This is a genomic window from Streptomyces sp. HUAS 15-9 (assembly GCF_025642155.1).
GTDB lineage: Bacteria > Actinomycetota > Actinomycetes > Streptomycetales > Streptomycetaceae > Streptomyces.
In genome coordinates this window covers 7,088,976-7,101,790 of sequence record NZ_CP106798.1, presented here as the reverse complement: position 1 = coordinate 7,101,790, position 12,815 = coordinate 7,088,976, and the positions used below count along the sequence as shown (strand labels likewise).

General features: G+C 72.6%; 11 protein-coding genes. 7 read left to right on the top strand and 4 right to left on the bottom strand.

The annotated features are described in order from the left end of the window. Positions 1-40: 40 nt before the first annotated feature. Positions 41-1,459 (bottom strand): aldehyde dehydrogenase family protein, encoded by a 1,419-nt coding sequence (locus tag N8I87_RS32365; protein WP_263214032.1) that lies wholly within the window; start codon positions 1,457-1,459, stop codon positions 41-43. A gap of 329 nt (positions 1,460-1,788) precedes the next feature. Continuing rightward, on the bottom strand, positions 1,789-3,291 hold the full coding sequence (locus N8I87_RS32360) for an IucA/IucC family protein (RefSeq protein WP_263214030.1): 1,503 nt from the start codon (positions 3,289-3,291) through the stop codon (positions 1,789-1,791). Between the two features lie 157 nt (positions 3,292-3,448). Between N8I87_RS32360 and N8I87_RS32355 the strand changes: the two genes are divergently transcribed. The 3 genes from N8I87_RS32355 to N8I87_RS32345 are packed head-to-tail and all read left to right on the top strand — an operon-like array spanning position 3,449 to position 7,050. Then, on the top strand, positions 3,449-4,966 hold the full coding sequence (locus tag N8I87_RS32355) for an IucA/IucC family protein (RefSeq protein WP_263214029.1): 1,518 nt from the start codon (positions 3,449-3,451) through the stop codon (positions 4,964-4,966). Between the two features lie 9 nt (positions 4,967-4,975). Beyond that, positions 4,976-6,241, top strand: coding sequence for a VWA domain-containing protein (locus tag N8I87_RS32350; protein WP_263214027.1), 1,266 nt, complete (start codon positions 4,976-4,978; stop codon positions 6,239-6,241). Then, on the top strand, positions 6,241-7,050 hold the full coding sequence (locus N8I87_RS32345) for a hypothetical protein (protein WP_263214025.1): 810 nt from the start codon (positions 6,241-6,243) through the stop codon (positions 7,048-7,050). Before N8I87_RS32350 ends, N8I87_RS32345 begins: the two co-directional genes overlap by 1 nt. 44 nt (positions 7,051-7,094) lie before the next feature. Here N8I87_RS32345 and N8I87_RS32340 read toward each other — a convergent pair whose 3' ends face one another. Further along, positions 7,095-7,721 carry a winged helix-turn-helix transcriptional regulator gene (locus tag N8I87_RS32340; protein WP_263214024.1) on the bottom strand — a complete coding sequence of 209 codons (627 nt, stop codon included), beginning with the start codon at positions 7,719-7,721 and terminating at the stop codon, positions 7,095-7,097. 81 nt (positions 7,722-7,802) lie between these two features. Here N8I87_RS32340 and N8I87_RS32335 point away from each other — a divergent pair, with 81 nt between their 5' ends. The 4 genes from N8I87_RS32335 to N8I87_RS32320 all read left to right on the top strand — a co-directional run bounded on the left by N8I87_RS32335 (position 7,803) and on the right by N8I87_RS32320 (position 11,187). Then, the gene (locus N8I87_RS32335) at positions 7,803-9,011 is read left to right on the top strand and encodes a pyridoxal phosphate-dependent aminotransferase (RefSeq protein ID WP_263214022.1); all 1,209 of its coding nucleotides are present in this window, start codon (positions 7,803-7,805) and stop codon (positions 9,009-9,011) included. 113 nt (positions 9,012-9,124) lie between these two features. Next, on the top strand, positions 9,125-9,724 hold the full coding sequence (locus tag N8I87_RS32330; RefSeq protein WP_263214020.1) for a histidine phosphatase family protein: 600 nt from the start codon (positions 9,125-9,127) through the stop codon (positions 9,722-9,724). A 141-nt stretch (positions 9,725-9,865) separates the two neighbouring features. After that, on the top strand, positions 9,866-10,501 hold the full coding sequence (locus N8I87_RS32325) for a hypothetical protein (protein WP_263214018.1): 636 nt from the start codon (positions 9,866-9,868) through the stop codon (positions 10,499-10,501). A gap of 74 nt (positions 10,502-10,575) precedes the next feature. Then, positions 10,576-11,187, top strand: coding sequence for a 3'-5' exonuclease family protein (locus tag N8I87_RS32320; protein ID WP_263214015.1), 612 nt, complete (start codon positions 10,576-10,578; stop codon positions 11,185-11,187). Positions 11,188-11,320: 133 nt separating this feature from the next. On the opposite strand, the gene N8I87_RS32315 is transcribed toward N8I87_RS32320, so the two are convergent. Continuing rightward, positions 11,321-12,700 carry an 8-oxoguanine deaminase gene (locus N8I87_RS32315; RefSeq protein ID WP_263214013.1) on the bottom strand — a complete coding sequence of 460 codons (1,380 nt, stop codon included), beginning with the start codon at positions 12,698-12,700 and terminating at the stop codon, positions 11,321-11,323. Between the last annotated feature and the right edge of the window lie 115 nt (positions 12,701-12,815).

Genomic DNA, 12,815 nt, shown 5'->3' with positions numbered 1-12,815 from the left:
GTCCTCTCCCGGGCGCCGGCGGCCGGCGGCCGACGGGCAGTCAGTGCTGGATGGCCTTGGTCTCCAGGAACTCCTCGAAGCCCAGGCGTCCGGCCTCGCGGCCCACGCCCGACTGCTTGTAACCACCGAACGGGGCAAGGGGGTTGAAGGCGCCGCCGTTCACGTCGACCATTCCGGCCCGGATCCGCCGGGCAACGGCCCGCGCCCGCTCGAGGTCGCCCGACCACACGGCGCCGGCGAGGCCGTAGGGCGTGTCATTGGCGATGGCGACCGCCTCCTCCTCGGTGTCGTAGGGAAGGATCGACAGCACCGGCCCGAAGATCTCCTCTCGGGCGATGGTCATGTCGTTGGTGACGTCGCTGAAGACGGTCGGGGCGACGAAGTAGCCGGGTCCGTCGTGCGGTGCGTCCGGGCCGCCGGTAAGGAGGGTGGCGCCCTCGGCGATCCCGGTCGCGATGTAGTCGCGTACCCGCTTGAGCTGGACGTCGGAGACCATGGGACCGATCCGTGTCTCCTCCTCCTGCGGGTCTCCGACGCGGTAGCCGCGCGCCACCTCGGCGGCGATCCGCCCGGCCTCCTCGAGCTTGTCACGGGGAACGAGCATGCGGGTGAGGGCGATGCAGGTCTGGCCGGAATTGAGGTAGCACTTGGCCACTCCGTCGGCGACCGCGGCCTGCAGGTCGGCGTCGTCCAGGATGATGTTGGGTGACTTGCCCCCGAGTTCGAGCGCCACCTTCTTGACGGTCCCCGCCGCGAGCGCCGCCACCCGGCGGCCGGCCCGGGTCGATCCCGTGAAGGAGACCATCGCCACGTCGGGGTGGTCCACCAGTGCCTCGCCCACCACCGGACCGTATCCGGTGACCACGTTGAACACTCCGGCGGGCAGCCCCACCGACTCGGTGATCTCCGCCAGCAGCATGGCGGACAGGGGGGCGACCTCGGACGGCTTGAGCACGACGGTGCAGCCCGCGGCCAGCGCGAGCGCCACCTTCAGCGAGACCTGGTGGAGCGGAAAGTTCCACGGCGTGATGCAGCCGACGACCCCGACGGGCTCGCGGACGACGTGGGAGTTGCCGATCTCCTCGGGCCCGAAGTCGAAGCCGGCCGCCAGGTCGGCGGCGTGTCCGAAGGTGAACACGGGCAGTCCCGACTGCAGGACCCGGCTCTCCTGGACGGGGGTGCCGACCTCGCTCGCCACCAGGCGCGCGATGTCCTCCGCGCGCTCCTCCAGCGCCAGGTGGATCCTCCGCAGGTAGTCCGCGCGGACCTCGGGGGCGGCCTGCGACCACGTCTCGAACGCCCGGGCCGCCGCGCGCACCGCCCGGTCGACGTCCTCGGGCGTACCGGCCGGAACCGAGCCGATGACGCGTTCGTCCGCCGGGTTGACGACCTCGATCACCTCGGGGTCCGGCGCCTGCGTCCACTGCCCGTCGATGAAGTGCCCGCTGTATGCCTTCATGATTGTGCTCCCTTGCCAACTGCCGGCCGGATGTTTCCGGGGCAGTGTGCGCGAGCCGTCATGGCGGGGTCGATGGAGCGGTGAAGCCGGATCGGCCCGCCCGATTGTGCATCTGCACATCCGGCCGGTTCCGAGCGGGTCAGCGGGCCGGAGACGGGGCCTTTCCCGCGTTCGGTCGGCCGGCGTCGGCCCTCGGTGCCCGTGCGACGCCGGCGATCTCGCGGACTTGCCCACGAACGGGAGCTGGATGTTCGCGTCGGCCGCAATCGCCCCAGGCAACGGCAGGCGCTGGGTGTTCCGTCACCGGTCGGCGTGAGGCAGCGCTCCCGTCAGGCGCCGAGGAGCGGGTTGGGCAGCGGCAGGTAGCGGGCGTCGGCGCCGTCCGCTCCGGTCCAGCGCAGCAGCAGGTTGGTCTTGCCGGGCAAGGTGGGCGAGGTGAGCAGGGCGGCGATCTCGGGGAGGCGGTGGCGGGCGAGTTCGCGGCGGGCGGCGGGCCAGGGGCCGAGGCCCCGGTGGTGCTCGGCCAGGGCCGCGGCGATCTCGGCCAGGTGGTTGACGACCAGGGTGTACACCAGCCGTTCCCACCCGGCGGCCCGGGAGACGTCCGGCAGCAGCTTGACGCCCTCGGCGTCCCGGAACAGCGCCTGCACGGGGGTGCCGGAGGCGTCCACGGCGATCAGGGAGTTCTGCAGATGGGCCTCCAGGACGACGCCGTGGTCCGCGAAGGCCGCCAGGGCCGGCGGCACCACCTGGCGCAGATAGGCCTCCCACCAGGCCTCGGGGTCGGCGGCGGTGGCGAGCGGGTTGCCGTCGAAGCCCTCCGCGAGGCCGGCGGCGAGCAGCGGGGTCGCGCCGGGCAGGAGGCGGCCGCGCAGGCCGTCGCGGACGAGGACGGCCAGTTCCTCGAAGGCGAAGTCCGCGGTGCGGTAGCCGCGGTCGCCCAGCCAGGCGGCGGGCGGGCCGATCCGGGCGAAGGCACGGGTCACGGCCGTGTCGGTGCGGCGCAGTTTCAGCAGGTCGTGGCGCCACAGCCGACGGATGTCGTTGGTGATGCGCACATCGAGGCTGAATTTCAGGTAGAGGTCGCGGCACGGCTCGTACAGGGTGCGGATCGCGGCCGTCGGCCAGGTCTCGAACCCGGTCGTGCCCAGCCGCACCAGGCGGCCGTCCGCGAACGCGGGGGCGAGATCCGGGCCGACCAGGTCGAGCTGCCAGGGGTGGGCGGGCAGCAGCCGGTAGCCGGGCGGGGCGGTGCCGAGGGCGTCCAGCGCGGAGGTGTCGCCCTCCTCGACGACGGTGTCCTCGCGCACGCCGAGCAGCACCAGCGGGAAGCGGGCGTGCGCCTCGGGGGCGTACGGCAGCCAGCCCGTGACGGGGCCGCCGCCGCGGGCCTTGGGGGCGGGATGGTAGGGATGGCCGGTGATGAGGGAGTGCTCGGAGCGCAGATACGGGTCGTCGGGCGCCGTCGCCCCGGCGCGCGCGGTGAGCAGCGCGGCGACCGCGTCGCGGCTGTCGGCCATCTCGATCGGCAGCTCGTCGTTCGACACCCCGGTGTGCCGGCGCAGCTCGTCCGCGACCAGCTTCACCAGATCGGCGTGGCCCAGCGGCTGCCAGAGGCCGTCCGCGTGCACCTCGGGCTCCCTGGGCCGCCGCTCGCCGCGCACCCGCAGCAGGCGGCCGCCGCCCGGCAGCCGGTACACCCGCCGTTCCCCGGGCTCCGGGAGGGGCTGGGCCACCTCCCGCAGCAGACAGTTGAGCAGGGGCGCGACCGCGTACGCGTCGGCACGCTGTCCGACGTCGTCGCTGGGGGGCATGGGGTCCACGCGTTCCATTCGTTCTCTCGCAGTCCACACGACCGCAGTCCACTCGTTCCCCTGCAGTCCACACGATCGCGGTCCGCACGGTCCGGTCGCGATCAGTATGTCTGTCGTCGCCGGCCGTCGTTGACCGTCGTCGACCTTCCTGTCCCGTACCCCGAGGAGCCCGTCCGTGCACCGTCCCCCCACCGCCGAGGCGCAGGTCGCCGCCGAGCTGGCCGAGATCCGGCCCGCTCTCCTGCCCCTGTATGCGGCCGGGCTGCCCGGTGCCCGGGCGGCCGTGCTGACCCGTCTGTGGCGGGCGCTCGCATACGAACCGCTGCCCTGGATCACCCGCCGTGTCCGCGGCCCGCGTGGCCTTGCCCTGTGGCTCTCCGACGGCCGCGCGCTGCACGGGCCGCACGCGGATCCGTACGCGACCACCGCGTACGTCACCACCGTGCACCTCGGCGGTGTGCCGTACGACGATCCCGCCCGCCTGATGACGGACCTCGCGGTGCCGCACGGGGCGGACTTCGCCGCCGAACTCGGGCACAGCGCGGCCTCGTTGGCGCTGTCCCTGGCCGGACACCCGGATCGCCCGAAAGAGTGGCCGACGCGGGACCGGGAGTGGGAGCAGCGGGTGGTCGACGGGCATCCGTTCCACCCCAACTGCCGTTCCCGGCCCGGTTTCTCGGTGGCCGAGCAGCTCGCGTACGGCCCGGAGCACGGGCCCGTGGTGGAACTGGGGACGGTCCCGGTCCGCCCGGAGGAGTGCCTGCTGACGGGGTCCTGGCCCGAGGAGATGCGCGACGGCGGGCACCTGCTGATCCCGGTGCACCCCTGGCAGGTCGAGCACGTCCTCAAGCTGCCCGTCGAGGGCACCCTGCCCGCACACCCCCTGATGTCCCTGCGGACCCTGGCCCTCCCCGACGGGCCGCACGTCAAGACCGCGCTGACCACCCGGCTGACGTCCTCGGTGCGGGACATCTCGGAGTACTCGATCGGCATCTCCGCGACCCTGTCGTCCTTCGCGGAGGACCTGGCGGCGCGCACGGACGGGCTGCTGCACATCACCCGCACGCGGGGCGCGGTGACGGCGCACTCGCCGGATCTGGCGGCCGTGCTGCGCGAGTCGCCGCAACGGTTCGCGGCGCCGGGCGAGTACGTGCTGCCGGTGGGCGCCCTGGCCACCACGGACCTGCCGGACTCCCCCGCCTGGCTGGCCGGCTTGATGCGCCTCGCGCTGACGGTCGGCCTGCGGCTGCTCGAGCTGGGCGTGGCGCTGGAGGCGCACGGCCAGAACCTCCTCGTGGTGCTGTCCGCGACGGGCTCCCCGCTGCGCCTGGTCTACCGCGATCTGGCCGACATCCGGATCAGCCCCGCCCGGCTGGTCCGCCACGGCATCACCCCGCCCGCTCTGACGGGGCGCGTGGTCACGGACGACGAAACGGCCCTGCGCCGCAAGCTGTTCGGCTCCCTGGTGGCGGGCGCGCTGGCGGGTGCGGCGGGTTCCGGCGCCGCGCTCGCCACGGCCCTGGAGACCGCCGTACGGGACCTGCCGCGCAGCCCCGATCTGACGGCCCTGTGCGAAGAGCCGCTGCCCGCCAAGGCGTTGACGCTGATGCGGCTGTCGCCGCGGACTCCCGGTGACCAGTGGGTCGATCTGCCGAACCCGCTCGTTTTGGAGCCCGACACCTCTGGTCACTAGGATCCGCCGATGATCAGAAGACAACGGCTGGCGGCGGGCGTCTGCGCCCTGCTCGCCACCCTGACGGCCGGGATCGCGTTCCCCGCCGGAGCGGTTGCCGACGAGACGGACCAGGCGGCCGCCCCGAAGGTGGAACTGGTTCTCGACGTCAGCGGTTCCATGCGGGCGCGGGACATCGACGGCGGCTCGCGGATGGCCGCGGCGAAGCAGGCGTTCAACGAGGTGCTGGACGCGACGCCCGAGGAGGTCCAGCTCGGTATACGGACGCTGGGCGCCAACTACCGCGGCAACGACCGGAAGACGGGCTGCAAGGACACCGCGCAGCTCTATCCGGTGGGCCCGCTGAACCGGACCGAGGCGAAGACCGCGGTGGCGACCCTGGCACCGACCGGCTGGACGCCGATCGGTCCCGCGCTGCTGAAGGCGGCCACCGATCTCGACGGCGGTGACGGCACCCGCCGTATCGTCCTGATCAGCGACGGCGAGGACACCTGCCAGCCGCTGGATCCGTGCGAGGTGGCCCGCGAGATCGCCGCCAAGGGCATCGGGCTGACCATCGACACGCTCGGCCTGGTGCCGGACGCGAAGACCCGTGACCAGCTCAGCTGTATCGCGGACGCGACGGGCGGCACCTACACCGACGTGCGGCACAAGGAGGAACTCAGCGACAAGGTCGGCCAGTTGGTCGACCGGGCGGCCGATCCGGTGGTGACGCCGGTGGCCACGCAGGGCGCGACGCAGTGTTCGAGCGCGCCCGCGCTGAAGTCCGGCCTCTACACGGACCGTGAGGAGTTCGGGCAGCAGCGCTGGTACAAGGTGGACGTCAACCCCGGCCAGGAGCTGCGCGCCTCGGTGAGCGTGGCGGACGACCGGGCCGTCAACCCGGACTACGGGGTGCTGCTGCGGGCGGTCACGGCGCACGGCCGCGAGATCGTGCGCGGGGAGGCCGCGGGCAACGGCCGTACGGACATGATCTCGACGGGTCTGCGCTACCCGAAGCCCGAGAGCGACGACGACACGGCGAGTGCCGAGACGGTGTGCCTCCAGGTCACCAACTCCTTCTCGGCGGCGGCCGGCGTGAAGACCACGCCGGGTCTGCCGCTGGAGCTGACCGTCGACGTCGTGGACGGCCCGGACAAGGTGAGCGACGTGGCCTCCTTCGGCCTCGGGCGCGGCTGGTGGCTGCTCGGCGCACTGGTGCTGACCGGCTTCGTCGCGGGTCTGCTGTGGGGCTGGGTGTCGCGCTGGCGGGTCGCGGTCTGGAGGACCAACTGATGCGAATCACACGTGTGCTGAGCGCCGCCCTGCTGGCCGTCGGGCTGGCCGCGGGTCCGGCCGTCGCCGACTCCTCTCCGTCCCCGAGCGCCTCGGACGACGGCAAGGCGCCCACTCAGGCGGGTACGTCCTTCCGTACGGCGGCGGAGATCGACCAGGGGCAGCAGGCCACGGCCGGCGCCTCCACCGGCGACTACCTGTACTGGTCGTTCCCGGCCGACGCCGGTCAGCGCCCCACCGTCAAGGCGACGGTGAAGCTGCCCGAGTCGCACTCCGGGCAGACCTGGCAGATGGACGTGTACGACGGTCTGCGCCGCCGTCAGTCCTGCCAGTACGGCGCCCAGACCCGCACCGCCGCCCAGGGCGCCGCCTCGGTCGAGCTGGCCTGCGTCCTGCGTACCGTGCGCGCCTGGTCGGAGCCGTGGGCCAACGACCCGCTGCCCGGCACGTACTACATCCGGCTGACGGTGGTGAACCTCGGCTCCGCCGACCTCGGCCAGCCGGTGAGCGCCGAGGTCCGCGTCGACTCCGAGGACATCGGCGGCTCGGCCGCGGTGGACGGCTCGCTCGCGAAGCCGCTGGTCCCCGGGATCGCGGTCAAGTCGGCGGCGGACGACAGCGGTTCGGACTCGTCGAAGTCGGCCGTACTGTCCGCCATCGAGCCCGACGACGGCTGGTCCTCCGGCTGGTGGACCGACCGCTGGGTGTGGACCGCGATCGGCGGTGTGCTGGCCGCCCTCGCGGGCATCGGCGGGTACGCGCTGACGCGCGGTACGGGACGGCCGGCACGGGTGCCGCCGGGCGCCTGAGCCGCCCCGGGCCCGCCGCGTTCGCGTGGCGGGCCCTGTCTTTTTCACGCCTCCCGCAACGTCTTGGCCAGGGTGCTGTCACCGGTCACCGTGATCCGGCCGTCCCGCACCGCGCGCAGCACGCTCAGCTCTCCGCGGGTGACGGCGGCGCAGGTGGCGGAGTCGAGTACGAGCCGGGCGTCGGGCTCGGTGGGGGCCCGCCCGTCGCCGTACACGGCGCCTTCCTCCGCTCCCAGGTACAGATGGAAGTCACCTTCCTCCACCTGGACCTCGACGATCCCCTCGCCCTCAAGACCGCGCGTCAGCGGCAGCGCGAACCAGTGCGCCCGTACGGCGTCGGTGGGCCGCCGCTCCCCCAGCTCGGCCTCGCCCCACGTGCCCAGCGCCTGCAGCACGGACAGCAACCCGCGTCCACGCCCGGTGAGTTCGTAGACGTAGGCCGCTCCCGGCGGAGGCAGCCGGCGCCGGGTCGCGAGGCCGTCGCGCTCCATGTCCTTCAGCCGTGAGGCGAGTACGTCCGTGCTGACCCCCGGCAGGTCCGCGTGCAGGTCCGTGTAGCGGCGGGGACCGGCGAGCAGCTCCCGGACGATCAGCAGGGTCCAGCGGTCGCCGACCAGGTCGAGCGCACGGGCTGCGGAACAGTACTGGTCGTAGCTTCGGCGAGGTGACATACGGCGCAGTCTAGACGTGTTGTTGGACTTTCCAAGCTCGAACTTGGTAAAACCAAGCATCACGAGTTCCTGGAGGGGCGCATGGAGTTCCGGCAGTCGAACAAGCTCAGCGAGGTCTGTTACGAGATCCGCGGCCCGGTGATCGAGCACGCCAACGCGCTGGAGGAGGCGGGCCACAGCGTGCTGCGCCTGAACACCGGCAACCCGGCGCTCTTCGGCTTCGAGGCACCGGAGGAGATCCTCCAGGACATGATCCGGATGCTCCCGCAGGCGCACGGCTACACGGACTCGCGCGGCATCCTCTCCGCCCGCCGCGCCGTGGCCCAGCGCTACCAGAGCCTCGGCCTGCAGGTCGGCGTCGACGACGTGTTCCTCGGCAACGGCGTCTCCGAGCTGGTGTCGATGGCCGTCCAGGCGCTGGTGGAGGACGGCGACGAAATCCTCATCCCCGCACCGGACTTCCCGCTGTGGACGGCAGTGACGACCCTCGCGGGCGGCAAGGCGGTCCACTACGTGTGCGACGAACAGGCCGACTGGAACCCGGACCTGGACGACATCGCGTCGAAGATCACCGATCGCACCAAGGCCGTCGTCATCATCAACCCGAACAACCCCACCGGGGCGGTCTACCCGAAGGAGATCGTCGAGGGCATCCTCGACCTCGCCCGCCGCCACGGCCTGATGGTCTTCGCCGACGAGATCTACGACCAGATCCTGTACGACGACGCCGTCCACCACTCCGCCGCCGCCCTCGCTCCCGACCTGGTCGTCCTCACCTTCTGCGGGCTGTCGAAGACGTACCGGGTGGCGGGCTTCCGCTCCGGGTGGCTGGTCGTCACCGGTCCCAAGCAGCACGCGAAGGACTATCTGGAGGGCCTGACCATGCTGGCCTCCATGCGCCTGTGCGCCAACGCGCCCGCGCAGTACGCCATCCAGGCCGCGCTCGGCGGGCGCCAGTCCATCCGCGAACTCGCCGCTCCCGGCGGCCGGTTGTACGAGCAGCGGAACGTGGCCTGGGAGAGGCTGAACGAGATCCCGGGCGTGTCCTGCGTCAAACCCAAGGGCGCGCTGTACGCCTTTCCGCGCCTCGACCCCAAGGTGCACAAGATCCACGACGACGAGAAGTTCGTCCTCGACCTGCTGCTCCGTGAGAAGATCCAGGTCGTCCAGGGCACCGGCTTCAACTGGCCCGCTCCGGACCACTTCCGCATCCTCACCCTCCCGCACGCGGAGGACCTGGAGGCGGCGATCGGCCGGATCGGACGGTTCCTGAGCGGATACCGGCAGTAGGAGACCGCGCGCACGGCCCGCCTGGCGGCACACGGCCGTCTGGCCCAGTCCCGCCTGCGGGCGGCGGGCGCCGTGTGAAACGGTGCTGTCAGGCGAGCGGGAAGGGCACGGACGTGGGTGACCTCTTTCTCGTCCGGCACGGTGAGACCGAGTGGTCGCGGTCCGGACGGCACACCGGCTGGACGGACGTACCCCTCACCGAGCACGGGAGACAGGAGGCGCGCCGGCTGGTGCCGCTGATCCGCTCGCACCACATCGGCGCCACCTTCGTCAGCCCCCTGCAGCGGGCCCGGGAGACCGCCGAACTCATCGGGATCCCCGACGCCCGGGTCGACGCCGACCTGCGCGAGTGGGACTACGGCGGCTACGAGGGCATCACCACGGTCGAGATCCAGCGCACCCGGCCCGACTGGTTCCTGTTCACGGACGGGGTCGCGCCGGGCCCGCCCGAGCACCCCGGGGAGACTCCGGAGCAGGTCGGGGAGCGTGCCGACCGGATGCTCGGCAAGGTGGACGCCGCCCTCGCCAACACCGAGGGTGTCGTCCTCCTGGTCGCCCACGGCCACTTCCTGCGCGTCCTCACCGCCCGCCGCCTCGGCCTGTGCCCGCAGCACGGGGCCCTGTTCCAGCTGGCGACGGGCACACTGTGCCGGCTCGGCACGGAGCACGGGCGGCCGGTGGTGGCGGGGTGGAACGTCCGGCCGCGCGACTGACCCGGACGGCTGCGGCAGCCGGCGGCCCCGGCCAGTCGTCAGACCCCGGCCGGTTGTCAGACCCGGGCCGTACTCTTCGAATGGGCCGTCCGACGGGTGAGCCGTCCGCCGGACGGGCCGTCCACCGGGAAGGAGCACGCCGTGACACGACCGCCGAGCGCCGCGCAGCGGCGTGTCATCGACGCCGCCGATCCGGTCACCGGTCTGCTGCGGGGTACGCAGGCGCAGCTCGCGTCGCTGGTGCGGCACGGGCTCGCCTTCCGGCACCCGCGTCCGCCGCACGACCACTTCCTGACACCGGCGGGGCATCGCATACGGGAGGCGGTGCCGACGGCGGCCGCCGCCGAACCGGTGGAGCCGTCACCCGCCGACGGGGTCTTCGCGGCTCGCGTCGGCGATCCGCAGGAGTCGGCGTCCGGCTCCGGCCCGGAGCGGGTGCGCCAGGTGCACAGCGCCTGGCAGGGCCTGCTGGAGCTGCGGCGGATGACCAATCCGGACGGTGCCACGGACCGGCCGTGCGGGTGGGAGCGTACGCATCTGGTGCGGGCCGCCGCGCTCGCCCTGGAGGCCGCCGGACACCGGCCTGCGGGGCAGGACGCCGACGGGTACCGGGTGCGCGCGACCCCGCAGCCCGAGGCGGTCGCCGTGTACGCGCCGGACGGCGAGGCCCTGAGCGCGTGCGCGGCCACACTGGAGGGCGCCGGCTGGCAGGCGGGTGAGTACACGGAGCCGCGGACGAGGGCGCGTTATCTGCTGGCGTCCCCGCGCCGGGTGTGAGCGGCGCGCCAGGCAGGCCCCCGCCCCTGAATTGGGATGCGGTGGACCGCTCCCGCCTGCGATGCTCCGGTTCCATGTCCGCACGACGTATCAAGCCGAGTCTGTACATCTCCGTCGACATCGAGGCGGACGGCCCGATCCCCGGCCCCTACTCCATGCTGAGCCTGGGGGCCGCCGTCGCCGGTACACAGGACGCCGACGGATTCACCGCCGCCGACCCCGAGCAGCTGACCTTCTATCGCGAACTGCGGCCGATCAGCGATGAGTTCGTGCCCGAGGCCCTCGCGGTGAGCGGACTCGACCGGGAGCGGCTGAGGTCCGAGGCAGCGGAACCCGCCCTCGCGCTGGCCGAGTTCTCCGCCTGGGTCCGGGAGGTGAGCGCGGGTGCCCAGCCGGTGATGTGCGGCTACCCGGCCTCGTACGACTGGACGTTCCTGTACTGGTATCTGATCCGCTTCACCGGGGCGAGCCCCTTCGGGCACTCGGGCTGCCTGGACATGAAGACGCTGTACGCGACGAAGGCCCGCGTTCCGCTGCGGGCCGTCGCCAAGGGGACGATGCCCCGGCATCTGCTGTCACGGCGCTCCCACACCCATCACGCCCTCGACGACGCCGTCGAGCAGGCCGAGTTGCTCGCCAACCTCATGCTGTGGCCGGGTCCCGGGTCGGGACCGGTACCTGACTGAAGCCGGGGCGGGACGGGGACCGTCCCGGGGCGTGCGCGTTCACGCACGCCCCGGACGCGGCCGCCACGGACCCCGCTCGGGTCCATGGCTTCCGGCCGGGAGCCGTCCCTCCCGACCGGAGTCCTTCGGTTGTTCAGCCCTGGGCGGCGATCCGTGCCAGGCGCTGGGCCTCGTCCCGCGTGGAGCGGGCGATGGCGTCCTCGTCGACGTGCAGCAGGCGGCCGTGCTCGACGATCTGCCGGCCGTTCACGAACGAGGCGGTGACCGGTGCCGCCGCGCCGAGGACCAGCGCGGTCACCGGGTCGGCGATGGAGGCGTGGGCGAGGGTGTCCAGCTTCCAGAGCACCAGGTCGGCGAGCTTGCCCGGCTCCAGGGAGCCGGTCTCGGCGGCCCGGCCGAGGACCTGGGCGCCGCCGTAGGTGCCGAGGCGCAGCGCCTGCCGGGCGTTCAGGGCGGCCTCGCGGTGGGCGCCGAGGCGGTTGATGAGCAGCGCGTTGCGCAGTTCGGTGTGGAGTTCACCGGACTCGTTGGAGGCGGTGCCGTCGACGCCGAGGCCGACGGGGACGCCGGCCGCCAGCATGTCGGGGACGCGTGCGATGCCCGCCGCCAGACGCGCGTTGGAGGAAGGACAGTGCGCGACACCCGTCTTCGTACGGGCGAAGGCGGCGATGTCGGAGTCGTTCATATGGACGCAGTGGGCCATCCACACGTCCTCGCCGAGCCAGCCGGTGGACTCGAAGTAGTCGGTCGGGCCCATGCCGAACAGTTCGTGGCAGAACTTCTCCTCCTCGACCGTCTCCGAGCCGTGGGTGTGCAGGCGCACGCCGAGGCGGCGGGCCAGCTGGGCACCTTCACGCAGGAGTTCGGTGGAGACGGAGAACGGCGAGCAGGGGGCGACGGCGACCTGGGTCATCGCCTCGAAGGAGGCGTCGTGGTGCTCCTTGACGGTCTGCTCGGTCGCGGCGAGGGCTCCCTCCAGCGTCTCGACGGCGAAGTCCGGGGGCAGGCCGCCGTCCTTCTCACTGCGGTCCATGGAGCCGCGGGCGAGGGTGAAGCGGACGCCCGTCTCACGGGCGGCGCGGATGACGGCGCCGGACAGGTCGCCGGAGTCCTTCGGGTAGACGTAGTGGTGGTCCATGGCGGTGGTCACGCCGCCGCGGGCCATCATCGCCAGGGACCCCTGAGCGGCCGCGTGGACCATCGGCTCGTCGATGCGCGCCCAGGTCGGGTAGAGCGCGACCAGCCAGTCGAAGAGGTTGTGGTCGGTGGCCAGGCCCCGGGTGATCCACTGGTAGAAGTGGTGGTGGGTGTTGATCAGGCCGGGGGTCACGAGGTGGCCGGAGGCGTCGATGCGCCGTACGACGTTCTCCAGTCCCTCGGGGGCCCTGCCCGCGCCGAGCGACTCGATGCGGTGGCCTGCGATGACGACATGTCCGGTGGCGTACTCGGTGTCGTTCGCGTCGACCGTGGCGATCGAGCAGTTCTCGATGACGATGCGCCGGGCTGCTGCCATGGTTCGTCCTTTGCGCTGTTTCGGAGGGGGCACGGCAGGACCCTGGGAGTTTGAGTGCCGCGGCCGGGGAGCGGGTGGAGCGGGGCTCTCCGGCCGCGGGTGCCGAAAGTGGGTT

Excerpts from the sequence above, each read along its gene's own strand:
- N8I87_RS32365 (WP_263214032.1), bottom strand. The coding sequence starts at position 1,459 with ATGAAGGCATACAGCGGGCACTTCATCGACGGGCAGTGGACGCAGGCG.
- N8I87_RS32360 (WP_263214030.1), bottom strand. The coding sequence starts at position 3,291 with ATGGAACGCGTGGACCCCATGCCCCCCAGCGACGACGTCGGACAGCGT.
- N8I87_RS32350 (WP_263214027.1), top strand. The coding sequence starts at position 4,976 with ATGATCAGAAGACAACGGCTGGCGGCGGGCGTCTGCGCCCTGCTCGCC.
- N8I87_RS32345 (WP_263214025.1), top strand. The coding sequence starts at position 6,241 with ATGCGAATCACACGTGTGCTGAGCGCCGCCCTGCTGGCCGTCGGGCTG.
- N8I87_RS32340 (WP_263214024.1), bottom strand. The coding sequence starts at position 7,721 with ATGTCACCTCGCCGAAGCTACGACCAGTACTGTTCCGCAGCCCGTGCG.
- N8I87_RS32335 (WP_263214022.1), top strand. The coding sequence starts at position 7,803 with ATGGAGTTCCGGCAGTCGAACAAGCTCAGCGAGGTCTGTTACGAGATC.
- N8I87_RS32320 (WP_263214015.1), top strand. The coding sequence starts at position 10,576 with ATGTCCGCACGACGTATCAAGCCGAGTCTGTACATCTCCGTCGACATC.
- N8I87_RS32315 (WP_263214013.1), bottom strand. The coding sequence starts at position 12,700 with ATGGCAGCAGCCCGGCGCATCGTCATCGAGAACTGCTCGATCGCCACG.